Raw genomic sequence first — 23,062 nt, 5'->3', positions numbered from 1 at the left:
GTGGCACATCTTGAACTCGACACCGTTCCCTATCGCGATGGCGACAGGACCGAACGCAACCGCCGTTATCTCAGGATATGGCTCGGCGTGGTGCTGTTCGCCCTCTTCGCACTGGTGCTGGTGGGAGGGGCCACGCGACTGACCGATTCCGGCCTTTCCATCACCCAGTGGAAGCCGATCCACGGCGTCATTCCACCCTTGAGCACGGCCGAATGGGAAGAGGAACTGCAACTCTACCGGCAGATACCGCAATATCAGGAAATCAACCGGGGCATGAGCCTTGATGAGTTTAAATATATCTTCTGGTGGGAGTGGGCGCACCGTTTGCTGGCGCGTGCTATCGGGCTCATCTTCGCGTTGCCGCTGGCAGTCTTCTGGGTCACGGGGCGGGTTGAGAAGCGGCTAAAGCTTCCTCTGCTCGGCATATTGGCGCTGGGCGGGTTGCAGGGGTTTGTCGGCTGGTGGATGGTGTCATCAGGTCTGGTGGAGCGTACCGATGTCAGTCAGTATCGCCTGGCGACGCACCTGATGATTGCCTGTTTCATCTTCGCATCCTGTGTTTGGATTTACCGTGGGCTGTGTCCGCAGCATCAGGATGCACCACCGACGCGTCATTCAAAGAAAGTTGCAATCCTGATCACCGTGATGACGCTGTTTCAGGTCTATCTCGGTGCTTTGGTCGCCGGGCTTGATGCCGGTTTTGCCTACAATGAATGGCCATTGATCGATAATGCAATCATCCCGGAGGGACTGTTCTCACATCAGCCTGCATGGATCAACGTCTTTGAAAATCCGCTGACGGTGCAGTTCATTCACCGCCTGGGCGCTTATGCGCTGTTCGGTGTGGTGCTGGCGCACATGATTGCGTCGCTGAGACTGGCACCAAAATCAACCCACGCTCGGCGCGCTGTGATACTGTTTGCGCTTGTCACTATTCAGGCCACCATCGGCATTATCACGCTGCTTCTGCGCGTGCCGGTGCAGTGGGGCGTGTTGCATCAGGGTGGCGCTCTGGTCGTGCTGGCCTTTGCCGTCAGCCACTGGCGCGGTTTCATCGGGGCGTATCCACACCCCGATGAACCTTTGGCTAGACAGTTAGTTCGATAGCATCAGGTCCATGTTCTGCACGGCAGCGCCTGACGCGCCCTTACCGAGATTGTCCAGCAGTGCGACCAGATTGATCTGGTGGCCGCCGGAAGTGCCGGTTACAAACAGCTTCATACGGTCCTGACCTGCCAGTTCCGTCGCATCTATGCGGCCAAGCTTTTGGCTTGCCGCCAAGGGTACGACCTCAACGACGGACTGACCGGCATAGTGATCGGCCAGCGCGTCGTGGACCGTTTCCAGTGTCGTGCCGTCTGCCAGATGATCGAGATGGAGCGGCACCTGCACGATCATTCCCTGCGGGAATTTGCCGACGGAGGGCGCGAAAATCGGCGCGCTGTCCAGCAGGCCGTGAAGCTTCATCTCCGGCACATGCTTGTGGTTCAAGGTGAGGCCATAGAGGAAATGCGGCGATGTGATCGGGTCCGCATTGGCGGGGTCTTCGAACTGCGCGATCATCTGCTTGCCGCCGCCGGTGTAGCCGGAAACCGCGTTCACGGTAACGGGGTAGCCATCCGGCAGGAGGCCGGCTGCGCGCAAAGGGCGGATCAGGCCAATGGCGCCTGTCGGGTAGCATCCGGGATTGGCAACGGTGCGCGAACGGCGAATCTTGTCGGCCTGATCGGTCGCCATTTCCGCAAAACCATAAGCCCAGGTCTCAGACGTGCGATGGGCTGTCGAGGTGTCGATAATGCGCACATGCGTGTTATCGGCAAGCATGGCCACAGCGTCGCTGGCTGCATCATCCGGCAGGCAGAGAATGGCGATATCGGCACTGTTCAGAAGCTCTTCCCGCAAGCCTGCGTTGCGGCGTTCCTGCTCCGGTATCGACAGCAGCACCACATCGGTGCGGTCAGCCATGCGGGCGCGGATCTGCAAGCCCGTGGTGCCGTGTTCGCCATCAATAAAGATCTTCGCCTTGCTCATAGGGGTGCCTTTTCAAAGACTTGCAATCATATCCGGAATCACTTTGGCGAACCGTTGATTCAATGTCTCAACGACAACCTTCGTGGTTGCCAAGGATATACATGGCAATGGTCACAGCAGCAATCGCTGTCGGAGATATGCCTGGAACGCAAAAAAGGCGGGACAAGCCCGCCTTTTCCAATGGTATGAACCGAACGATTAACGCTTCGAGAACTGGAACGAACGACGGGCTTTCGCGCGGCCGTACTTTTTGCGCTCGACAACGCGGCTGTCGCGGGTCAGGAAGCCGCCACGCTTCAGAACGGAGCGCAGGCCCGGCTCGAAGTATGTCAGCGCCTTGGAAATGCCGTGACGAACGGCACCGGCCTGGCCGGAAAGACCGCCACCGGCAACGGTTGCGTCGATGTCGAACTGGCCGTCACGAGCTGCTGCAACGATTGGCTGCTGCAGAATCATCTGCAGAACCGGACGTGCGAAATAGGCAACGTAAGGCTTGCCGTTAACAGTGATCTTGCCAGTGCCGGGCTTGACCCAGACGCGGGCAACAGCGTTCTTACGCTTGCCGGTCGCGTAGGAGCGGCCCTGAGCGTCGACCTTCTTGACATGTACCGGAGCGGAAGCAGTTGCTTCCGTCGCCGTGCCAAGGTCTTTCAATGAAGAGAGATCAGCCATGCTCAGGCGCTCCTTGTGTTCTTGGTGTTCAGCGCTGCCACATCGAGAACGGCTGGCTGCTGGGCTTCATGCGGGTGATAGGAGCCAGCGTAAACGCGCAGGTTCTTCATCTGACGACGACCGAGAGGACCACGGGGAACCATGCGCTCAACGGCTTTCTCGAGAACGCGCTCCGGGAAGCGGCCTTCGATGATCTGGCGCGCTGTGCGCTCCTTAATGCCGCCGGGATAGCCGGTGTGCCAGTAGTACTTCTTGTCAGTGTACTTCTTGCCGGTCAATACGGCCTTCTCAGCGTTGATGACGATGACATTGTCACCATCGTCGACGTGAGGTGTGAATGTTGCTTTGTGCTTGCCGCGAAGACGGTTTGCAATGATGGAAGCGAGACGACCAACGACGAGCCCTTCGGCGTCGATGATGATCCACTTCTTCTCGACCTCTGCAGGCTTCTGAGAGAAGGTTGCCATGTTACATTCTTTCGATCTGGACCCCGGTCGACCGGGGCTTTTCTTGTTGCTTGAATTGTCGCGGATTGTGAAATCCATGACAAAATGCCGGTTTGCCTGAAAGCAGAGCCGACAGGGCTGCTTATAGGGAAAGGCTTGGAGGCCGTCAAGGAGTGCAGTTTTCGGAGCGATAGAGATTGGTCAATTAAATCAATGATATAGCAATATGGTATTATGGCACCACAAATTCATCAGCTTGCCAGCGCCAAAATTTGCGGCTAGCCAGCAATGGAAACCAGAGGAAAACGACGATGGCGGATGTTGTGGCATTCAAAAAAAGCGCGGATGACGGGCTCGTATTGCGGGAAGAGAATGGCGGCGTTGTGCGCCTGACGCTAAACAACGGCCCGGTCAACGCCTTGTCCTCATCCATGCTGTCTGCACTCAGTGCAGAACTGGATGCGATGGCCGACGATGTACGGGTCGTGATTCTCAGTGCGCGGGGAAGCCACTTTTCCGCAGGCTTTGATCTGGCAGAAATCAATGCCTACCGGTCTCATGAAGATGGAGGAAGGGCAGCCTATACCGTTCTGGCGCAGGCTAGCACCGCTCTCGTGCAAAAGCTGTCGGCGCTTCATCAGCCCGTCATCGCCGAAATTGACGGACTTGCCACGGCGGCGGGCTGCCAGCTTGTGGCCGCCTGCGATCTTGCCATCTGCACTGATTCCTCGACTTTCTGCTTGCCGGGCGTGAATATCGGGGCGCTGGATGCAACGGCCATTGTCGCAGTTTCACGGGCTGCGCATCGCAAACAGGCGATGGAAATGGTGCTGACTGGCGAAACGATTGATGCTTCGACAGCCAAGGATTTCGGGCTCGTCAACCGGATCGTGCCGCGCCAGTATCTGTCGCAGGTGGTAGACAAATACGCCGCTGTGATTGCGTCGAAATCGCCGGAGGCACTGAATGCCGCAAAGCGGGTGTTCCAGGGTCAGGCAGTATTGCCTTTGGATGAGGCCTACGCAGTCAGCGGCGCGGCTCTGGTGGAGGGACTGATGTCACAGGATGCAGGCAAGGGTGCAGCCGCCTACCTCGAAAACCGATTGCCGGTGTGGGAGCCGTGAATTGATTGGCTCAGAGAAGCTTCAGCAGTAAAGCCCCGGTCGCAATCAGGCAGGCGGCGGCGAATCGCCAGATGCTGACTTTCTCTTTCAGAAAGACGATCGAGATCACGATTGCGAACAGGATAGCCGTTTCCCGCAGCGCCGCGACGGTGGCCACAGGAGCTTTTGTCATGGCCCACAGCGCCAGACCGTAAGCGCCAATCGACCCTGCGCCGCCGATGAGACCACGCCACCAATTGTGCCTGACGTGGAAGAGAACGGGGCGCAGCCCGCGCCGCGCGATAGCCCACGCAAACAACGGGATAGGCGGGAACAGGGAAATCCACAATGTATAGGCAACCGGGTTTCCTGCCACGCGTGCGCCAATGCCATCGACAAAAGTATAGACGGCGATGACAAGCGCGTTGGCAAGGGCCAATAGGATAGCCCGTTTGCCGCCGTGGCGCGCTTCTGCCGCCATGGTGAGAATGCCGCAGCATATAGTGAGAATGCCCACCATGGCCCCGGTACTGACCTGCTCTTTCAGGATCAACCCGCTTGATGCAGTCACGATCAATGGAGCAACGCCGCGCATCAGCGGGTAGACGAGGCCGATATCGCCTGCACGGTAGGCGGCGGCGACCAACTGATAGTAGGTGAAATGGATGCCCAACGATGCCAGAACATAGGGCCAGATCGCCAGAGGGGGCAAGGGCACGAATGGCAATGCCACCAGCGCGACGACACTTGCGCCAAGGGCGACCATCGCTGCATCGAGCGACTTCTCCGATCCGGCCTTGACCAGCGCATTCCATGTGGCATGAAGCAGGGCACCCAATAGAACAAGGGCTAAGACGTCTAAGGGCACGCAGACCTCATTCCATCGGTTGAAGTGTAAGGGATATCTGGCAGAATGCCGCCGGGCAATCTGTCATCATCAAATAGTGGGGGGGTGTAATGCCGATTGATCGCAGAGTATCGTTGATAACGCTAGGCGTGAGCGATGTGTCGGTTTCGACCGCGTTCTACGAGCGTCTCGGCTGGGTCAAATCCAGTGCGTCGCAGGACGCGATAACGTTCATACAGTTGAAGGGCACGGTCTTGGCCCTGTTTTCACGGTCGGCGCTGGCCGATGATGCGGGTGTTACCAACACGGAAACCGGGTTCAGCGGCGTAACACTCGCCCACAACCTCGGTAGCGAGGCTGCGGTGGACGACACCTTTGCCGAATTTGTGCGCTCTGGCGCGCAACCGGTGAAGCCGCCGCACAAGGTGTTCTGGGGCGGGTACTCCAGCTACGTGGCCGATCCTGATGGTCATCTCTGGGAAATTGCCTATAATCCGTTTGTACCGATGGATGATGATGGTCATCTGGTTCTGCCCGAATAGACGGGCGGTTTTAAAGTGTGCGAGGCTTGCATGGATCATGATCGTTATTCGGACGGATATCTGGCCGGAATTTTGAAAGATACATCGGTCATCGCGCTGGTCGGGGCCAGCCCTAACCCCGACCGTCCAAGCAACCGCGTGATGGCGTTTCTGCTGCGGCGTGGATACCGGGTCATTCCGGTCAATCCCGGACAGGCGGGCAAGGAAATCCTTGGGCAAACCGTCTATGCCCGGTTGGCGGATATTCCTGAGGCTATCGATATGGTCGATGTTTTTCGCGCTGCCAGCGCACTCCCACAGGTGGTGGAGGAGGTGCTGGCACTGACACCATTGCCAAACGTTCTCTGGGGCCAGCTATCGGTGCGCGATGATGCGGCAGCGGCACAGGCAGAAAGCAAGGGCATCAAGGTCGTCATGGACCGGTGCCCGGCAATCGAAATACCAAGGCTGATGGCCTGAAGGGGAGAGAGCATGGCGAATAATCCGGGCTTCAATACACTGGCCATTCACGCCGGTGCGGCCCCTGATCCAACCACCGGTGCACGGGCGACGCCGATTTACCAGACAACGAGCTTTGTGTTCAACGATGCCGATCATGCTGCCGCTTTGTTCGGTTTGCAGGAGTTCGGCAACATCTACACCCGCATCATGAACCCGACGCAGGCGGTTCTGGAAGAGCGGGTTGCGGCGCTTGAGGGCGGCACGGCGGCGGTTGCTGTCGCATCCGGCCATGCTGCACAGCTTCTGGCTTTTCACGCCTTGATGAGCCCGGGCGATAATTTTGTTGCAGCCAAGCGGCTTTACGGTGGATCCATCAACCAGTTCAGCAATGCCTTCAAGTCGTTTGACTGGCATGTGCGCTTTGCTGATCCGATGGATACGGCGAGTTTGGAAAGCCAGATCGACAATCGCACCAAGGCGATTTTTATAGAGAGCCTTGCAAATCCCGGTGGCACATTTGTGGATATTGCTGCCATTTCGGCGGTGGCCAGAGCGCATGGACTGCCGTTGATTGTCGATAACACCATGGCAACGCCATACCTGATCCGGCCTATCGAGCACGGTGCGGATATCGTCATCCATTCGCTCACGAAATTCATGGGCGGCCATGGCAATTCCATGGGCGGCATTATTGTGGATGGCGGAACGTTCGACTGGTCGAAATCCGGCAAATACCCGATGCTATCGGAGCCCCGGCCTGAATATAACGGGCTGGTGCTGCACGCCACCTTTGGAAATTTTGCCTTTGCCATTGCATGCCGTGTGTTGGGCCTGCGCGATCTGGGACCGGCAATCTCACCGTTCAATGCGTTTTTGCTTCTGACCGGCATCGAAACCTTGCCGCTGCGCATGCAGCGCCATTGCGATAACGCTCTGGCCGTGGCGACTTGGCTGCAAAACCATGATGCGGTGTCCTGGGTTAATTATGCGGGCCTTGAGGACGATCCCAACCACGCTCTGCAACAGGCCTATTCCCCAAAGGGCGCAGGCGCTGTGTTTACCTTTGGCCTGAAAGGCGGGTACGAGGCAGGCAAACGCTTCGTGGAAGGGTTGGAGCTGTTTTCTCACCTCGCCAATATCGGTGATACACGCTCGCTGGTCATTCATCCCGCATCCACCACCCACCGGCAATTGACCGAGGATCAACTGGTTGCCGCCGGTGCCGGACCGGATGTGGTGCGGTTGTCCGTCGGCATAGAAGATGTGGCCGATATTCTGGCTGATCTTCAACAATCCCTTGCAAAACTCTGAGAGCATCATGGCATCCATTCAGCACTTTGATACCGCGTCCGTTCAGCCCGAAGAGGGCGCCCCTGCGCCCGAGCGAGTGCTGGAAGGAAATCCGCGCTTCAAAACGTGGAATTTCGATGAGGCGACCGGGGGTCTGTATGCGGGAATCTGGGAAGCGACGCCGGGAAAATGGCGGGTATCCTATGATGAATGGGAGTATTTCCACATCCTTTCAGGCTATTCCATCCTGACATCCGACAGCGGCGAGGTGGTGGATTTGCGACCCGGCGTCAGCCTTGTGGTGCGCCCCGGATTTGCTGGAACCTGGGAGGTTCTGGAAACCACACGCAAGGACTATGTTATCCGGACATAGCCGACTGCTTACCATTTTAATGGAACCATGGCTCCGTCGATCTCGTTAAGCAATATCGCAATCCACTTGCAGAGACATGAATGAGGCAACCCCATACCAGCCTGCGCGCAGGAATTCTGGCGGCAATTCGCAGCCGAAATGATGCGACAGACGCCCCTGCATTGACGGCACAGGATGGCAAGGCGGTCATTGCCTCATACAACATTCACAAATGCGTCGGCACGGACAAGAGGTTCGACCCCGACCGCATTATCGATGTCATCTGTGAAATCGACGCCGATATCATTGCGTTGCAAGAGGCTGACCAGCGATTCGGTGAGCGTGCCGGTCTGCTCAATCTGGACCGTCTTCGCGACGAATGTCATCTGCTTCCCGTGCCGATCACCGCCCACAGCGAAAAGGGACATGCCTGGCATGGCAATGTCCTGTTCTTTCGCGAAGGGGTGGTGCAGGACGTTCACCAACTCCGCCTGCCCGGTATTGAGCCCCGTGGGGCACTGGTTGTCGATCTCGATCTGGCGGCTGGCCCTTTACGCATCATCGCTGCTCATTTTGGCCTGTTGCGGCACTCGCGCGCCCAGCAGGCAGCGGCTATCGTTGCCGCGCTGGATGCAGCGGAGGACAAACCAACGCTTCTAATGGGTGATCTCAATGAGTGGCGTCTGGGCACCCGCTCATCGCTGCGCTGGCTGTCCCCCCGGTTTGATCCGGAAGTGGCGACGGTGCCGAGTTTTCCTTCGCGCTTCCCCGTGCTGGCGCTGGACCGGGTTATGGGTAGCCCGCACAATCTGGTGGGATCGGTGGAGGTTCACAACACACCGACTGCCCGGGTCGCGTCCGATCATCTGCCGATCAAGGCGCATGTGGACCTGAACCGGGCCATGGCGTTTTTCGACACGATGCCAGACACGGTCGTGGCCCGTTGACCCCGCTCGGCAAGGGGTGCAAAGCGAGGTGGTAATGGGTGTGATTTCCACAGTCATCGCTCTGGTGGTGTGCTTTTCGCTCGCCTCGTTTCTGGCCGTCTACTTTTATGGACGCTTCGCGCGCAAAGCCGTTGGGGAGCCGTCGCACGTTCTGCCAGCACAGGAAGACGAAACGGAGTTGGATCGCGCTATCGTGCCAATGCTGGCAGCGAACTCAGGTCTCAACGGCCTGCGTCTTGTTGCCAGCAATGTAGAAGCGTTTATCGCCCGCGTCATGACGGCGCGCCACGCCGGACGCAGCCTCGATCTGCAGTATTACTACTGGAAGGACGATCTGACCGGCGGGCTGCTGGCCTATGAGGTGATCAAGGCAGCCGATCGCGGGGTGCGGGTGCGGTTGCTGCTGGACGATATCAACGCATCGCAACATGACAAGGCCTATCTGGCACTGTGCCGCCACGACAATATCGAGGTGCGGCTGTTCAATCCCGGCCTGAACCGGAACGGACCGATCCGCCGTGGTCTGGAAATGGTTTTGCGGCCATGGTCCGCCACGCGCCGAATGCACAACAAAGCGTGGATCGCCGATAACCGGGTCGCCATCGTCGGCGGACGCAATATTGGCGACGCCTATTTCGATGCGTCTGAAGCCTCGAATTTTCGCGATCTGGATATGGTGATGGTTGGCCCGGTTGTGGACGAAACCAGCCACATGTTTGATACGTTTTGGAATTCAGGCGTCGTGCTTCCGATTACTGCGCTTGGCCGCGCGCGGCGCAATCGCTTGCCCAAGCTGCGCAAGAAACTGAAGAAACTCGTTGCCGGACCGGCTGCCCGTCCGTATCTCGATTTTCTACGCGCTGAACATGTCGATCAAAAGTTGATGAGCGGTGACGGGCTGCACTGGACTGACAAAGCCCGTATCGTGTTCGATCCGCCGGAGAAAGCCCATGTCGAACAACCGGAAAACTGGATTTTGCAGGATTTGCTGCCGGTGCTCAAGGCTGCGACATCCGAGTTGCAGATCATTTCTCCTTACTTCATCCCCGGTCCTATCGGCACGGAGGAGTTTGCAGAGCTTGTCGCCAACGGGGTCGATGTGTCCGTGCTGACCAATTCACTGGCTGCCACCGACGTGGCGGCGGTCCACGGTGCCTATTCCAAGTACCGGCGAACCCTGCTGGAGGATGGCATAAAGCTCTACGAGTTGAAAGACATGGGCGACCCGCAGAAGCTGTCGATCTTTGGGTCGAAGGGGGCGAGCCTTCATACCAAAGCCTTTACGGTTGACGGAACGACAGCATTTGTCGGTTCTCTCAACTTCGACCCGCGCTCTGCTGCGTTGAACACGGAGATGGGGGTGCTGTTCAGCCAGCAAGCCCTGGTGGAAGAGGTGCGGCAAGTCTTTGCGGATGAGACATCGGCGGTCAACAGCTTTCAGCTTGATCTGGATGGCGGGCGAATCGTCTGGCAGGACACACACGAGGGAAGAGGCCGTCTGTCCAGGCGCGAGCCCGAGGTGGGTTTCTATCGTCGCCTGACGGCCAAGGTCATTTCCTTCCTGCCCATCGAATCGCAGCTTTGATTGGTGATCCACCGCCCAAGTGCAGGTGGGGCAAGCTTATCGTGTGTCGCGTCTTGAAGTCAGGGGCATTGACACTCTATGTAAGGACGGAAGAAGAGTAATGATTCCCGGTATTCCACAGGGTTTTTGGGCCAAAGGGTTTCCGGGCCAGATTGACGAAGGTTTGACATGAAAAATCCAGTTGATACCGCCATGGCACTGGTGCCGATGGTTGTCGAGCAGACAAACCGCGGCGAACGTTCCTACGATATTTTTTCGCGCCTGCTGAAAGAGCGAATCATCTTCCTGACCGGTCCGGTGGAAGATCACACGGCGACGCTTGTCTGCGCGCAGCTTCTCTTTCTGGAAGCAGAAAACCCGAAGAAAGAAATTGCCCTCTACATCAACTCTCCCGGTGGTGTGGTGACCGCCGGCATGGCGATTTACGACACCATGCAATTTATCAAGCCTGCCGTCTCCACGCTGTGCATCGGGCAGGCAGCATCCATGGGTTCGCTGCTGCTGGCTGCCGGCCACAAGGATATGCGGATGGCGACGCCGAACTCCCGGATCATGGTACACCAGCCGTCCGGCGGTTTTTCCGGTCAGGCGTCCGATATCGAGCGTCATGCGCGCGACATCATTAAGATGAAGAAGCGCCTGAATGAAATTTACGTCAAGCATTGCGGCCGTACCTATGAGGAAGTTGAAAAGACGCTGGATCGTGACCACTTCATGACTTCGGACGAGGCAATGGATTGGGGCGTGATTGACAAGGTCATCAGCTCCCGCGTCGCGCTGGAAGAGGCGGCTGCGTAAGGCAACGACGCAGGCCCTTTTAAGCTGTGTGACATAAATGTAATGGTCACACCCTTTATCTGGCCGTGAAAGACGTTAGTATAGGCTGTTAATGCTCCCTTGATGTGTTCGTGGATAGCATCGGCAGAAGAGTTGGGTGTTCGTTGCAACCGGTGAAACAAAGTGTGGATGCCGGTGAATGCTCCCGAAGCTTGTAGGAAAAGCCGCTTAAAGCGGAGCGGCTTTTTCGCCCAAGCGGTTTGAGGTGTCCGGCGGGGCTTTTCGAGTTCACGCGGCATGCTGGAAGGAAGATGATATGAGCAAGGTCAGCGGTAGCAACGGCGGTGACTCGAAGAATACGCTTTATTGTTCGTTTTGCGGCAAGAGCCAGCACGAAGTCCGCAAGCTGATTGCAGGACCGACGGTGTTCATCTGCGATGAATGCGTTGAATTGTGCATGGACATTATTCGGGAAGAGAACAAAACCTCGATGGTCAAGTCGAGGGATGGCGTTCCAACCCCACAGGAAATTATCAAGGTTCTGGATGAGTACGTCATCGGCCAGCAACAGGCAAAGCGTATCCTGTCCGTTGCCGTTCACAACCATTACAAGCGCTTGGCCCACGCCGCCAAGGGCAGCGATGTGGAACTGGCAAAGTCCAACATCATGTTGGTCGGCCCAACCGGTTGCGGCAAGACCTATCTGGCGCAGACGCTGGCACGCATTATTGATGTGCCTTTCACCATGGCGGACGCAACGACGCTGACGGAAGCAGGCTATGTAGGCGAGGATGTGGAAAACATCATTCTCAAACTGCTCCAGTCGGCTGACTACAACGTTGAGCGTGCGCAGCGCGGCATTGTCTACATTGATGAAGTTGACAAGATTTCCCGCAAGTCGGACAATCCGTCAATTACACGCGACGTGTCGGGTGAGGGCGTGCAGCAGGCGCTGTTGAAGATTATGGAAGGCACGGTTGCGTCTGTGCCGCCACAGGGTGGGCGCAAGCATCCCCAACAGGAGTTCCTGCAGGTTGATACCACGAATATCCTGTTCATCTGCGGCGGTGCGTTTGCCGGTCTGGACAAAATCATTTCGGCTCGCGGCGAGAAAACCTCCATCGGCTTTGGTGCTTCGGTTCGTGCACCGGAAGATCGTCGCGTCGGTGAAGTGTTGCGTGAACTGGAGCCGGAAGATCTGGTGAAGTTCGGCCTTATTCCGGAATTCATTGGTCGTCTGCCTGTTCTGGCAACGCTGGAAGATCTGGACGAGGATGCGCTTATCCAGATTCTGTCTGAGCCAAAGAACGCGTTGATCAAGCAGTACCAGCGACTGTTTGAGATGGAAGATGTGGAACTGACCTTCCACGAAGATGCGCTGCGGGAGATTGCTCGTCGCGCCATCATCCGCAAAACCGGCGCGCGTGGTCTGCGGTCGATCATGGAAAAGATCCTTCTGGACACCATGTTTGAACTTCCGACTTTAGAAGGTGTTCAAGAGGTTGTGATCTCCGACGAGGTCGTGAAGGGGTCAGCCCGTCCGCTCTATATCTATTCGGAGCGGACAGACGAAAAGGCAAACGTATCAGCCTGATTGCTTTTCACTGAAAAACAGAAAAAGGCCCGCGAAAGCGGGCTTTTTGCGTGATAAAAGCTTCATAATTGACTATTCTTTGCGTGAACCGTGAAATATAGTCCTTCGCAAATCGTTCGTGGCATTTGAAAGAAGATTGGGCGCGGAACGCCGCTTGCTCCAATCGTCTGAGCCTTGAAATGCTGTCAACGACACGCCACTTCTACGTGGAAAGAATAAGGTCCTTCGGCGCTTTCAGGCCGTTGGCAACGCGCCCGGTAACGGGGCGATGAAAGGATGTAATATGACGAGCAAAACGTCGCCCGCAGCAGAGAACGCGACCTATCCGGTGCTTCCTCTGCGTGACATCGTTGTGTTTCCGCACATGATTGTGCCGCTGTTTGTCGGTCGCGAAAAGTCCATTCGCGCGCTGGAAGAGGTGATGGGCACAGACAAGCAGATCATGCTTGCAACCCAGATCAACGCCAGTGATGATGATCCGGAACCGGCTGCCATCTACCAGATCGGCACCATCGCCAACGTGCTGCAGTTGTTGAAATTGCCGGATGGCACCGTCAAGGTGCTGGTTGAAGGCAAGGCACGCGCCGAGATCGATGGCTACAATAAGCGCGAAGAGTTCTACGAGGCGATGGCCCATGTGCTGGTCGAGCCTGAGGAAGACCCCGTCGAGATTGAAGCGCTGAGCCGGTCCGTGGTTTCGGAATTCGAAAGCTACGTTAAACTCAATAAGAAGATTTCGCCGGAAGTCGTGGGTGCTGCAAGCCAGATCGACGACTATTCCAAGCTGGCTGATACGGTCGCGTCACACTTGTCGATCAAAATTGTCGAAAAGCAGGAAATGCTGGAGACAACCAGCGTCAAATCGCGTTTTGAAAAAGCCCTTGGCTTCATGGAAGGCGAGATTTCCGTGCTGCAGGTGGAAAAGCGTATCCGCTCGCGCGTCAAGCGCCAGATGGAAAAGACCCAGCGCGAATATTATTTGAACGAACAGATGAAGGCGATCCAGAAGGAGCTTGGCGACGGCGAAGATGGCCGCGACGAGATGGCCGAGCTAGAAGACCGTATTTCCAAGGCAAAGCTGTCCAAGGAAGCCCGCGATAAGGCCGATGCCGAAGTGAAGAAGCTGAAGCAGATGAGCCCTATGTCAGCGGAAGCGACCGTGGTGCGCAATTATCTGGATTGGTTGCTGGGCATTCCGTGGAACAAGAAGTCCAAAGTCAAAACGGACCTCAACAACGCTGAGAAGATTCTGGACATTGACCACTTTGGCCTGGATAAGGTCAAGGAGCGCATTGTCGAGTATCTGGCCGTGCAGGCGCGTTCGACCAAGATCAAAGGGCCGATCCTGTGCCTCGTCGGTCCTCCGGGCGTCGGCAAGACGTCGTTGGCGCGTTCGATTGCGAACGCAACAGGGCGTGAATATGTGCGCATGGCGCTGGGCGGTGTTCGTGATGAGGCTGAAATTCGCGGCCATCGTCGGACCTATATCGGTTCCATGCCCGGCAAGGTCATTCAGTCGATGAAGAAGGCCAAGCGCTCCAATCCGCTCTTCCTGCTCGACGAAATCGACAAGATGGGTCAGGATTTCCGTGGCGATCCGTCATCGGCCTTGCTCGAGGTGCTGGATCCGGAACAGAACTCGACGTTCATGGACCACTATCTTGAGGTGGAATATGACCTGTCGAACGTCATGTTCATCACGACCGCCAATACGTTGAACATTCCAGCGCCGCTGATGGACCGCATGGAAATCATCCGTATTGCGGGCTACACAGAAGAGGAAAAGCTGGAAATTGCCAAGCGTCACCTTCTGCCAAAAGCCATTCGTGACCATGCCTTGAAGCCACAGGAATTCTCGGTGGACGATGAGGCCTTGATGGCTATCATCCAGACCTACACGCGTGAGGCGGGTGTGCGCAGCTTCGAGCGTGAACTGATGAAGCTGGCGCGTAAGGCGGTGACCGAGATCATTAAGGGCAAGGTCACGACTGTTGAGGTCAAGGCTGCCAATCTGGACGATTACCTCGGTGTACCGCGCTATCGTCACGGTGAGGCTGAGCGCGAGGATCAGGTCGGTGTTGTCACCGGTCTTGCCTGGACGGAAGTGGGCGGCGAGTTGCTGACCATCGAAGGCGTGATGATGCCCGGCAAGGGCCGCATGACGGTGACGGGCAACCTCAAGGAAGTGATGAAGGAATCGATTTCGGCAGCGGCGTCCTACGTTCGTTCGCGCGCGGTTGATTTCGGCATCGAGCCGCCACGTTTCGACAAGTCGGATATCCACGTGCATGTGCCGGAAGGCGCAACGCCCAAGGATGGTCCGTCAGCGGGTGTGGCCATGGTCACGGCAATCGTGTCGATCATGACGGGCATTCCTGTGTCCAAGGACGTTGCCATGACGGGTGAGATTACGTTGCGTGGTCGCGTGCTGCCGATTGGCGGTTTGAAAGAAAAGCTGCTGGCTGCACTTCGCGGCGGTATCAAGAAAGTCTTGATCCCGGAAGAGAACGCCAAGGATCTGGCCGATATTCCGGACAATGTGAAAAACAACATGGAAATCATCCCGGTTTCCCGCATGGGTGAAGTTCTCGAGCACGCACTTCTGCGCATGCCTGAGGCCATCGAATGGGATCCAGCGACGCAGGCAACGCCGGTAACGCCAACCGACGCGACTGACGATGCAGGGCAGACAATCGCGCACTAAAGCAGGTTTGACCAACCTGTCGCGCATTCCGTGACAAATCTGTTGAAGGCCAGCATTTATGCTGGCCTTTTTCGTTAAAAACAGTGGCAAACCCTTGCATTTGCGGGCTTTGCGAGCGATTGGAGTTGCCGGAGCAAGGGGGACGTGCAATCGTCTCCAGGCTTTGATACCGCCCGCAAAGCGAGTGGCTGGTGTCATTCGATACATCCAGATTTGCCGGATCCGTCGGGCCAGTCTGAGATGCGGCAAGAACAGATGTGGTGATGTCGGTTAACGACAATCAGCACACTCACAGTTACCCACGCGGCACCCACAGTTCAGTGTGTGCCGCAGACAGTTTCAAACCAGTATGAAAGGGTGGAAACATGAATAAGAATGAGCTCGTCGCCGCAGTCGCCGAAAAGTCCGGCTTGTCCAAGGGCGATGCTACGTCCGCAGTGGACGCAGTTTTTGAGACGATTCAGGGTGAACTGAAGAACGGTGGCGACATCCGCCTCGTTGGTTTCGGCAACTTTACGGTCGGTCGCCGCGAAGCCTCCAAGGGTCGCAACCCTTCGACAGGCGCAGAGGTTGATATTCCAGCCCGCAACGTACCGAAGTTCACAGCAGGCAAGGGCCTGAAGGATGCGGTTAACAGCTAATAGCTGTTGGCTGAAATGGAAAAGGCCCGGTGCGAACCGGGCCTTTTTTATGTATTATCGCTTCAAGCCTGAACCGTGGTCTGCTGCTGTTCACCTAAGCCTTCAATGCCCAGACGCATAACGTCTCCAGCCTTGAGGAACACATTCGGCTTCTGGCCGAGGCCAACGCCGGGCGGCGTACCGGTGGAGATGATGTCGCCGGGTTGCAGGCTCATGAACTGCGAGAGATAGGCGACGAGGTAACGAACGCCGTACACCATCGTCTTGGTTGAGCCATCCTGATAGCGGTGGCCATTCACTTCCAGCCACATTTTCAGGTTTTGAGGATCAGCGACTTCATCTTGTGTCACAAGCCATGGGCCGGTCGGACCGAATGTATCGGCTGATTTGCCCTTGGTCCACTGGCCGGAGCGTTCGGCCTGAAAGGCGCGTTCCGAAACGTCGTTTATGACGCAGTAGCCAGCAACATGGTCGAGCGCATCGGCTTCGGACACGTACTTGGCTGTCTTGCCGATGACAACGCCGAGTTCGACCTCCCAGTCGGTTTTCAGAGAGGTGCGGGGAATTTCCACATCGTCGTTCGGACCGCAAATGGCCGATGTCGCCTTCATGAAAATGATGGGCTCAGGGGGCACGGTGGCACCAGTCTCTGCGGCGTGATCGGAATAGTTCAGGCCAATGCAGATAAATTTGCCGGTTCCGGCAACGCAGGGACCAAGACGCGGGAAACCCTCGACAACGGGGAGGGACGCAACGTCCAGAGCCCGCAGACGTTCCAGCGTTTCCGGCAGGAGCGCTTGGCCCGCCACATCGTGGATGTGACCGGACAGATCCCGAATTTTGCCGTCCTGGTCCAGAAGGCCGGGCTTTTCCTGCCCTTGAGGGCCATAGCGTAACAGTTTCATAGTCTCTCCCAATATGAGTCGGTGAAGTTAAAGGCTGAGGCCGCCGTCAATAACGTGAACGTGGCCGGTGGTGTAGGCTGCGCCATCGCTGGCAAGATACACGGCAAGCGCCGCAATCTCCTCAGGGGTGCCAAGACGCCCCATGGGCTGGCGCGCAATGAACGCGGCGCGCGCTTGGGTGTAGTCGCCTTGCGCATGCATTCGTTCTTCCAAAGATGGCGACTGAACAGTACCGGGGGCGATGGCGTTGCAACGAATGTTCTGCTTGATATAATCGATTGCAATGGATTTCGTCAGGCCGATGACAGCCGCTTTGCTGGCGGAATAGACAAAGCGGTTGGGAACACCAGCGGGAACGCCTGCAACAGACGACATGTTGATGATGGAGCCGCCGCCCCGATCAATCATGCCGGGAAGGAACGCCCGAATCATGTGAAACATCGATTTCACATTCAGATCGAAGGCGAGATCGAAATCCTCTTCGCGCGCCTCGAGAATCGTGCCGCCATGTACGAAACCGGCGCAGTTGAAGAGAATATCAATCGATCCGGTTTGTTCTGCAAACGACGTGATGGCCTGGCGATCCCGCACGTCCAGCCGTGCTGTGGCCAAGCCGGTCGATGCCAGCTCCGAGAGCTTTTCACTGTTGATATCCGTCGCGATAACCGTTGCGCCTTCGCGCTGAAAGGCCTGCGCTGCAGCAAGGCCGATGCCTTGCGCCGCAGCTGTAATCACCGCGCGTTTGCCTGCCAGTTGTCCGGCCATAGATCTATCTCTCCATAACAAAATGCCCCGATGCCACAGACATGCCGGGCGGGTATCTTGTCAAGAAGGCAGACGCATTTCCATAGAAAAGAGTGGGTTGGCGAACCGGATCAAGCAGTCCGCTTGGCCGGTTCATCCGCAGAACGCTTGGAGATTTCGTCGGCTTTCCTTGCCAACGCTTCGATGATGTCAGACAGTTGTTTCAACTGTTCGTCATCAAGCGCGGTAAAGATTTCGTTGATAATCTCTTTCTTGGGATTCTCGGCCGCCATCAGCACTGTCGTCCCCATATCAGTGATGGAGACGATCTTCGCGCGACGATCTTCCGGATCAGGCTGGCGGACAACCAGCTTGTCACGCTCCAGCCCGTCGATGGCTTCTGTCACGGTGCGCGGAGCAAAATTCAGTGCACATGCCAGATCGGTAGAGCGGCAGGGACCCAGACGGCTCAGAAAATACAGGAATTTGCTGCGCGCAAGGGATACCCCTTGTTCGGTCATGCAATCATTCACCAGCCGGTAGATGCGGTGGTAAAGATCAAACAGTTTGTCAGCCACGTCGAAGGTTTGTCTCATAACCCATATATGTATATGGTGAGGGGGCATGTCAAACTGTGGTTGCGTTATCGTGTAACTTGACCACATGGCTGTGGCACGACATGGTCATATAATGTCATTCCGTTTTATCCATACCGCAGATCTCCATCTCGATTCTCCGCTCAAAAGCCTTGCGTTGAAAAACCCCGATTTGTCCGAGCTGGTGCGGGGTGCAACCCGGCAGGCGCTGGTTCGCATTGTCGATCTCTGCATTGAGGAAGCAGTCGATGCTCTGCTGATCGCCGGCGATCTTTACGATGGCGCGCAGACCTCGATGAGCACAGCCCTGTTTTTGGTGGCGCAGCTGCGCCGTCTTGAGGACGCGGGCATTCAGGTCTTCATCGTTCGTGGCAACCACGATGCGCAGTCTCGCATTACAAGAGAATTGACCCTGCCGCCCAACACATATGTGTTTACTGGCAAGGCCAAACCGTTTTTGGCGAAGATCACGCCGAGTGGGCGAGAGGTCTATGTTCACGGACTGAGTTTCAACGAGCCACATGCGCCCCAAAGCCTGCTTCCCGGCTACGCGCAACCCGTACCGGGTGCGGTCAATCTGGGCATCATGCACACCAGTGTGGCCGGAGGTGCCGGACATGATTTGTATGCCCCGGTCTCTGTCGCCAATCTGACTAGCCACGGCTTTGACTACTGGGCGCTCGGCCATATTCATCATCGCCAGATCCACAGCGATGTGCCGCTGGTTGTCATGCCCGGCATGCCGCAGGGCAGGGATATCAATGAGGCAGGCCCAAAGTCGGTCACGCTCGTTACCGTTCATAGTGACGGAACTTGGACGCACGAGGAGCGGGTGATTTCGGTGGCCGTGTTTGAACGGTGCACGGTGGATTGCAGCGGTCTCGACACATGGTCTGATCTGGTTACCCTGTTGCAGAAGCACATTCAGTCCGCACGGGCTGAGTGTGTTTGTGATCACCTGATTCTCCGTCTGATTCTCGTCGGGCGCACGTCGCTGTCATGGCGGTTGCGTCGGGACCACGCTTTGCTGATGGGGGAGGTGAGCGCCATAGCGCAAGCTTTGGGCCATTGCTGGATTGAGGCGGTTCAAGTCGCCTGTGAAACAGAAGCGCTGACAGAAGGTCGTGTTAACAACGGCCCGGACCCCATCGAGGAACTGGCCGGTTTGATAGACCGCGATGTGACGGAGGCTGCGGGCTATCGCCGCGAGGTGGAAACCCTGTTGCAGGATGTGCTGCGCCATTTGCCACCGGAGGCCAGGGACGGACTGGCGGCCAATGAGGAGGAGGAAGCGCAACTGATAGCCATGCTGATCGAGATGGGTGGAAAACAGGTGCTTTCACGGCTGAACCCTGTGTTGCCGGAGGCGCATGACTGATGCGTCTTAAACGTCTCGATCTCATCCGTTATGGAAAATTCACCGACCGGACGCTGGAGTTCGGCAACAAAACAGATGGCGCCGCGGATTTTCATTTGATTTACGGACCGAACGAGGCCGGAAAATCCACGCTGTTTTCGGCATTTCTGGATTTGCTTTTCGGTATTGAACGCCTCAGCCCCTATGGGTTCCTTCACCCCTATCCGCTGATGCGGGTGGGCGGTACGCTGGAGTTTGGCGGCAAGACGCATCGCCTGGTGCGCGTGAAACGGACGCACAATACACTGCTGGACGGCGACGAGCACGCTTTGCCCGATCATTACCTGTCGGCACCGTTGGGCTCGGTGGATCGCAATACGTATCAAAACATGTTTTCCCTTGATGATGACAGTATCGAGCAGGGCGGTGAGGCGATTCTAAAAAGCGAGGGGGAACTGGGCTCCATGCTGTTTGCCGCAAGTTCCGGTCTTTCGAATGCCAGCGCGATTCTGGCGACGCTCAAAACGGAAGCGGATGCCTTCTACAAGCCTCAGGCCCGGAAATTTGAACTGAACGATTTGAAGGCGGAACTGGAAGCCCTGAAAAAGCAAAGGAGACTGATCGACGTTCAAGCGCGCGATTACGGGGCGCTTGTGAAAAGCCGCGATGACGCGTTGGCGGCGTATGATCAGGCGTCCAAAGCGCGCAATGCGCTGCGGATCGAACGCGACCAGTTGCGTCAGAGCCGTGACAGCCTGCCCTTGTTGGCACGGTTGACAAAACTCCAACTGGAACTGGAGGACATGGATGCTGGGCCAAACCCGCCGCCCGGCTGGCACGGGCTTGTGCCGGACCTGATCAACCGCGAGACCCGCCTCGACGTTCAACGAACCAATCTGGAAACGCAGATCGAAGATCATGGTCGATTGCTGGAAGGACTAGAACTGGACCCCGCGATTTTGCAGGTGCAATCGGCTCTGGATGCGCTGATCGAGAGGGATATCGAGGCGCGCTACCGGACCGCGCTTCGCGATATGCCGTCACGTCTCGATGAGCAAAAGCGTCTTGAGCACGCCATCGGGTTTCAGTTGACAGCGCTTGGCCGCCCGGATGATTCCGAACCGCAGGCTTTGATTCTGCCAACAGCAGTCTCGGTCCAGATACAGGACCTGGCCCAGCAGCACTCCGGCCTCGAGACGCGGTTGAATGCAGCACAGACCGAGGCGGAACGCGCACGTGTGAGTCTGGCCGAAGCGCAGCTTGATCTTGAGCGTTTGGGCACGTTGAGCGAGACTGCTGTCGACGAAGATACGTTACGCGAATGCCTGAATGCGTATCGTGACGGCGATATTCGCGCTCGGCTAAGTGCGGCTTCGAGCCGTTGTACACAGGCGCGGTTGCAGTTGAATGCGAGCGTTACCGGCTTGCGTTCCCCCTTAAGCATCGACGCATTGCAGTATCTGGCCGTGCCCCATGTCGCCGATGTCGCGGTCTGGAAACAATCCGATGCGGTGTGTGCCGAGCGACTTCGCACGCTGACGGCTGAGATCAATGACTTGACGGTAAATCGCGCCGGGGCAGCCTCACGTCTGGAGCAACTTCGCGCTTTGGGAGATGATATCGACGACGACAGCGCGCGCCTGACGCGCCACCAACGGGACGAGGCCTGGGCTGTTCATCGTTCTGAACTGAGTATTGAGTCGGCGGAACGGTTCGAAGCGGCTCTGGTACTGGATGATCGTCTGGCTGCGCGCCGGCTGTCATTGTCCGAACGTCTGGCGGACATGCGGTCGCTTATGCTTGATATTGCCGAGGCGGATGCAAAGCTTGCGGTCATGCGTGGCCATTGCACAGAGTTGCAGGCCGAATGGCAGGGCTTGCAGGACCGCTTGGCGAACCTTGCCACCATGCTGTCCCTGCCGGACGATGCGACGTGGACGCAAGTGGAGAATTTCCTCGCTCTTCGTGAGACGACTCTGGTTCAAGTCCAGACCCTGCATCAAATGGAAAGCGAATTTGCCGAACTGCGGGCGCAGCAGGACAATCACATCCAACGGCTGGCGCGCTGCCTGAACGATGAGACGCCGATCGCGGACATCGATCCCCAGATGCTGGCGAGCCGCGCTGATTCGCTTCTGCGTGCATGTGCCGAATCGCGTGGCGCACGCGCTGCCGCGCACGAATCGTTGCGAGCCGCTGAGAAAACGCTGAAAAGCCGTGAGGCCGAGACGATAGCCGCAAAAGCAGCGCTTGATGACTGGCGGGAGCGCTGGACATCCACGTTGAGATCATGCTGGCTGGAGGCAATAGCAGATACGCTTTCGCCAGTTGCCATATCCAGAATTCTCAGTGACGTGCAGGAACTGGACAAAACGCTGCAGGCACAAGCAAGCCTGGAATACCGGATTGCCGGAATGCAGCGTGATCAGGCAGCATTTCACACTGCGATAGCGGACATCAATGCTGTGTTGCAGCAAGGGGTGAGCGACGATCTGCTGACCGACTACGCAGCAATCGGACATCGGTTGGCAGAGGCGCGAAAGGCGGACGCTGAACGCCATCGTTTGGCCACGGAACTGGACACTCTGCGGGCTGCCCATGCGGCGTTGTTGCGTGAGCAGGCCGTTCAGCTTGCACAAAAACAGGAGATTTTAGAGTTTTTCGCGTGCGATACCTTGGGCGAAGCCGCGCAACGGTTGGAGGCCTTGGCTGCACGGGCCCGTGTTGCTGCCAAACTGACCGAGGCTACTGACGATCTCTGCACGCGGCTTGGCGTGTCAAGCGTATCGCAGGCCAAGGATAAATTGGCGGATCTGACTGCCGAGTCGCTCAACTCTGCCTTGATGGACATCGAATCGCGTCTGGAAGACGTGGATCACGAGGTTCAGACGCTGCATGCAAACCATATGAAGGCGGCAGAAACTCTGAATGCTATCGGCGGGAGCGATGCCGTCGCAGTGCTGGACGAGCAGCGGCAGACAATACTGCTGGAGATTCAGGAAAAGACACTGGCACATCTCGCCACGCGGGCAGGCATTTTGGCGGCGGAGCAAGCGTTGCGACTGTACCGCGAGAAGCACCGCAGCATGATGATGCGTCGCGCCTCGGATGCGTTCAGCAGGATCAGCGGCGGCGACTATTCCGGACTGTCGACACAGACCGAAAAGAATCAGGAATTGCTGATTGCCAACGCTGCCAATGGTGCCTCCAAGCTGGCACGCGATCTATCCAAGGGAACGCGGTTTCAGCTGTATCTGGCATTGCGCATGGCCGGTTATCACGAGATTGCAACCACGCGCGAGCCGCTGCCGTTTATCGCGGACGATATTATGGAAACCTTCGATGATAGCCGCTCGCACCGGGCCTTTGAACTGATGGGAGATATGGCGCAGGTGGGCCAGGTCATTTACCTGACCCACCACCAGCATCTGTGCGATATAGCGCGTGCCGCTTGCCCCTCTGTCACTATTCACCAGTTATAACGTACT

At 57.1% G+C, this 23,062-nt stretch carries 21 protein-coding genes; 14 read left to right on the top strand and 7 right to left on the bottom strand.

Features of this window, described 5'->3' with window-relative positions; translation table 11 throughout:
• Window positions 1-1,107, top strand: a complete 1,107-nt coding sequence (locus IFT84_RS00455; protein WP_342212828.1) for a COX15/CtaA family protein — start codon at window positions 1-3, stop codon at window positions 1,105-1,107.
• On the opposite strand, the gene argC is transcribed toward IFT84_RS00455, so the two are convergent.
• From argC to rplM, 3 genes are all read right to left on the bottom strand, one after another.
• The gene (gene argC, locus IFT84_RS00450; protein ID WP_192116686.1) at window positions 1,096-2,031 is read right to left on the bottom strand and encodes an N-acetyl-gamma-glutamyl-phosphate reductase; all 936 of its coding nucleotides are present in this window, start codon (window positions 2,029-2,031) and stop codon (window positions 1,096-1,098) included. The genes IFT84_RS00455 and argC overlap by 12 nt on opposite strands.
• 198 nt (window positions 2,032-2,229) lie before the next feature.
• Complete coding sequence (gene rpsI, locus IFT84_RS00445) at window positions 2,230-2,703, bottom strand: 30S ribosomal protein S9 (RefSeq protein ID WP_192116685.1); 474 nt, start codon at window positions 2,701-2,703, stop codon at window positions 2,230-2,232.
• A gap of 2 nt (window positions 2,704-2,705) precedes the next feature.
• Window positions 2,706-3,170: a 50S ribosomal protein L13 gene (gene rplM / locus IFT84_RS00440; RefSeq protein WP_192116684.1), complete on the bottom strand. Its 465-nt coding sequence runs from the start codon at window positions 3,168-3,170 to the stop codon at window positions 2,706-2,708.
• 290 nt (window positions 3,171-3,460) lie between these two features.
• Between rplM and IFT84_RS00435 the strand changes: the two genes are divergently transcribed.
• Window positions 3,461-4,273, top strand: coding sequence for an enoyl-CoA hydratase-related protein (locus tag IFT84_RS00435; protein ID WP_192116683.1), 813 nt, complete (start codon window positions 3,461-3,463; stop codon window positions 4,271-4,273).
• A gap of 10 nt (window positions 4,274-4,283) precedes the next feature.
• Here the strand turns inward: IFT84_RS00435 and IFT84_RS00430 are convergent, their stop codons facing one another.
• On the bottom strand, window positions 4,284-5,120 hold the full coding sequence (locus IFT84_RS00430) for an EamA family transporter (RefSeq protein WP_192116682.1): 837 nt from the start codon (window positions 5,118-5,120) through the stop codon (window positions 4,284-4,286).
• A gap of 89 nt (window positions 5,121-5,209) precedes the next feature.
• Here IFT84_RS00430 and IFT84_RS00425 point away from each other — a divergent pair, with 89 nt between their 5' ends.
• From IFT84_RS00425 to hupB, 10 genes are all read left to right on the top strand, one after another.
• The gene (locus IFT84_RS00425; protein WP_192116681.1) at window positions 5,210-5,641 is read left to right on the top strand and encodes a VOC family protein; all 432 of its coding nucleotides are present in this window, start codon (window positions 5,210-5,212) and stop codon (window positions 5,639-5,641) included.
• Window positions 5,642-5,671: 30 nt separating this feature from the next.
• Window positions 5,672-6,100 carry a CoA-binding protein gene (locus IFT84_RS00420; protein WP_192116680.1) on the top strand — a complete coding sequence of 143 codons (429 nt, stop codon included), beginning with the start codon at window positions 5,672-5,674 and terminating at the stop codon, window positions 6,098-6,100.
• 12 nt (window positions 6,101-6,112) lie between these two features.
• Complete coding sequence (locus IFT84_RS00415; protein ID WP_192116679.1) at window positions 6,113-7,393, top strand: O-acetylhomoserine aminocarboxypropyltransferase; 1,281 nt, start codon at window positions 6,113-6,115, stop codon at window positions 7,391-7,393.
• A gap of 7 nt (window positions 7,394-7,400) precedes the next feature.
• Window positions 7,401-7,745 carry a cupin domain-containing protein gene (locus IFT84_RS00410; protein ID WP_192116678.1) on the top strand — a complete coding sequence of 115 codons (345 nt, stop codon included), beginning with the start codon at window positions 7,401-7,403 and terminating at the stop codon, window positions 7,743-7,745.
• An 80-nt stretch (window positions 7,746-7,825) separates the two neighbouring features.
• Window positions 7,826-8,671, top strand: a complete 846-nt coding sequence (locus IFT84_RS00405) for an endonuclease/exonuclease/phosphatase family protein (protein WP_192116677.1) — start codon at window positions 7,826-7,828, stop codon at window positions 8,669-8,671.
• A gap of 34 nt (window positions 8,672-8,705) precedes the next feature.
• Window positions 8,706-10,256, top strand: coding sequence for a phospholipase D family protein (locus IFT84_RS00400; protein ID WP_192116676.1), 1,551 nt, complete (start codon window positions 8,706-8,708; stop codon window positions 10,254-10,256).
• A gap of 168 nt (window positions 10,257-10,424) precedes the next feature.
• Entirely contained in the window at window positions 10,425-11,054 is a 630-nt protein-coding gene (locus IFT84_RS00395) for an ATP-dependent Clp protease proteolytic subunit (RefSeq protein WP_192116675.1), read from the top strand.
• A 295-nt stretch (window positions 11,055-11,349) separates the two neighbouring features.
• The gene (gene clpX, locus IFT84_RS00390) at window positions 11,350-12,627 is read left to right on the top strand and encodes an ATP-dependent Clp protease ATP-binding subunit ClpX (RefSeq protein ID WP_192116674.1); all 1,278 of its coding nucleotides are present in this window, start codon (window positions 11,350-11,352) and stop codon (window positions 12,625-12,627) included.
• A 283-nt stretch (window positions 12,628-12,910) separates the two neighbouring features.
• Window positions 12,911-15,331: an endopeptidase La gene (lon, locus tag IFT84_RS00385; RefSeq protein WP_192116673.1), complete on the top strand. Its 2,421-nt coding sequence runs from the start codon at window positions 12,911-12,913 to the stop codon at window positions 15,329-15,331.
• 365 nt (window positions 15,332-15,696) lie between these two features.
• Window positions 15,697-15,972 carry a DNA-binding protein HupB gene (gene hupB, locus IFT84_RS00380; RefSeq protein ID WP_192116672.1) on the top strand — a complete coding sequence of 92 codons (276 nt, stop codon included), beginning with the start codon at window positions 15,697-15,699 and terminating at the stop codon, window positions 15,970-15,972.
• Between the two features lie 62 nt (window positions 15,973-16,034).
• Here the strand turns inward: hupB and IFT84_RS00375 are convergent, their stop codons facing one another.
• The 3 genes from IFT84_RS00375 to IFT84_RS00365 form a co-directional block, all read right to left on the bottom strand.
• Window positions 16,035-16,877 carry a fumarylacetoacetate hydrolase family protein gene (locus IFT84_RS00375; RefSeq protein ID WP_192116671.1) on the bottom strand — a complete coding sequence of 281 codons (843 nt, stop codon included), beginning with the start codon at window positions 16,875-16,877 and terminating at the stop codon, window positions 16,035-16,037.
• A gap of 27 nt (window positions 16,878-16,904) precedes the next feature.
• Window positions 16,905-17,642 (bottom strand): SDR family oxidoreductase, encoded by a 738-nt coding sequence (locus tag IFT84_RS00370; RefSeq protein WP_192116670.1) that lies wholly within the window; start codon window positions 17,640-17,642, stop codon window positions 16,905-16,907.
• Window positions 17,643-17,752: 110 nt separating this feature from the next.
• A complete protein-coding gene (locus tag IFT84_RS00365; RefSeq protein WP_192116669.1) occupies window positions 17,753-18,217 on the bottom strand; it encodes a MarR family winged helix-turn-helix transcriptional regulator in 465 nt (154 codons plus the stop codon).
• 94 nt (window positions 18,218-18,311) lie between these two features.
• Between IFT84_RS00365 and IFT84_RS00360 the strand changes: the two genes are divergently transcribed.
• A complete protein-coding gene (locus IFT84_RS00360; protein ID WP_192116668.1) occupies window positions 18,312-19,595 on the top strand; it encodes a metallophosphoesterase family protein in 1,284 nt (427 codons plus the stop codon).
• Complete coding sequence (locus tag IFT84_RS00355; protein ID WP_192116667.1) at window positions 19,595-23,056, top strand: AAA family ATPase; 3,462 nt, start codon at window positions 19,595-19,597, stop codon at window positions 23,054-23,056. The genes IFT84_RS00360 and IFT84_RS00355 overlap by 1 nt, the downstream gene beginning before the upstream one ends.
• Window positions 23,057-23,062: the final 6 nt, after the last annotated feature.

Origin of the sequence: Rhizobium sp. CFBP 8762, from assembly GCF_014841565.1 — a bacterium.
GTDB lineage: Bacteria > Pseudomonadota > Alphaproteobacteria > Rhizobiales > Rhizobiaceae > CFBP-8762.
The sequence above is the reverse complement of the archived record's forward strand: the minus strand, read 5'-3'. Positions and strand labels throughout refer to the sequence as shown.

What these genes read in the sequence shown, in the direction of transcription:
- IFT84_RS00435 (WP_192116683.1), top strand. Translation starts at nt 3,461, where the DNA reads ATGGCGGATGTTGTGGCATTCAAAAAAAGCGCGGATGACGGGCTCGTA.
- IFT84_RS00400 (WP_192116676.1), top strand. Translation starts at nt 8,706, where the DNA reads ATGGGTGTGATTTCCACAGTCATCGCTCTGGTGGTGTGCTTTTCGCTC.
- IFT84_RS00420 (WP_192116680.1), top strand. Translation starts at nt 5,672, where the DNA reads ATGGATCATGATCGTTATTCGGACGGATATCTGGCCGGAATTTTGAAA.
- IFT84_RS00360 (WP_192116668.1), top strand. Translation starts at nt 18,312, where the DNA reads ATGTCATTCCGTTTTATCCATACCGCAGATCTCCATCTCGATTCTCCG.
- IFT84_RS00410 (WP_192116678.1), top strand. Translation starts at nt 7,401, where the DNA reads ATGGCATCCATTCAGCACTTTGATACCGCGTCCGTTCAGCCCGAAGAG.
- hupB (WP_192116672.1), top strand. Translation starts at nt 15,697, where the DNA reads ATGAATAAGAATGAGCTCGTCGCCGCAGTCGCCGAAAAGTCCGGCTTG.
- IFT84_RS00415 (WP_192116679.1), top strand. Translation starts at nt 6,113, where the DNA reads ATGGCGAATAATCCGGGCTTCAATACACTGGCCATTCACGCCGGTGCG.
- rpsI (WP_192116685.1), bottom strand. Translation starts at nt 2,703, where the DNA reads ATGGCTGATCTCTCTTCATTGAAAGACCTTGGCACGGCGACGGAAGCA.
- IFT84_RS00425 (WP_192116681.1), top strand. Translation starts at nt 5,210, where the DNA reads ATGCCGATTGATCGCAGAGTATCGTTGATAACGCTAGGCGTGAGCGAT.
- IFT84_RS00375 (WP_192116671.1), bottom strand. Translation starts at nt 16,877, where the DNA reads ATGAAACTGTTACGCTATGGCCCTCAAGGGCAGGAAAAGCCCGGCCTT.
- clpX (WP_192116674.1), top strand. Translation starts at nt 11,350, where the DNA reads ATGAGCAAGGTCAGCGGTAGCAACGGCGGTGACTCGAAGAATACGCTT.
- lon (WP_192116673.1), top strand. Translation starts at nt 12,911, where the DNA reads ATGACGAGCAAAACGTCGCCCGCAGCAGAGAACGCGACCTATCCGGTG.
- IFT84_RS00355 (WP_192116667.1), top strand. Translation starts at nt 19,595, where the DNA reads ATGCGTCTTAAACGTCTCGATCTCATCCGTTATGGAAAATTCACCGAC.
- IFT84_RS00395 (WP_192116675.1), top strand. Translation starts at nt 10,425, where the DNA reads ATGAAAAATCCAGTTGATACCGCCATGGCACTGGTGCCGATGGTTGTC.
- IFT84_RS00405 (WP_192116677.1), top strand. Translation starts at nt 7,826, where the DNA reads ATGAGGCAACCCCATACCAGCCTGCGCGCAGGAATTCTGGCGGCAATT.
- IFT84_RS00365 (WP_192116669.1), bottom strand. Translation starts at nt 18,217, where the DNA reads ATGAGACAAACCTTCGACGTGGCTGACAAACTGTTTGATCTTTACCAC.
- argC (WP_192116686.1), bottom strand. Translation starts at nt 2,031, where the DNA reads ATGAGCAAGGCGAAGATCTTTATTGATGGCGAACACGGCACCACGGGC.
- IFT84_RS00370 (WP_192116670.1), bottom strand. Translation starts at nt 17,642, where the DNA reads ATGGCCGGACAACTGGCAGGCAAACGCGCGGTGATTACAGCTGCGGCG.
- rplM (WP_192116684.1), bottom strand. Translation starts at nt 3,170, where the DNA reads ATGGCAACCTTCTCTCAGAAGCCTGCAGAGGTCGAGAAGAAGTGGATC.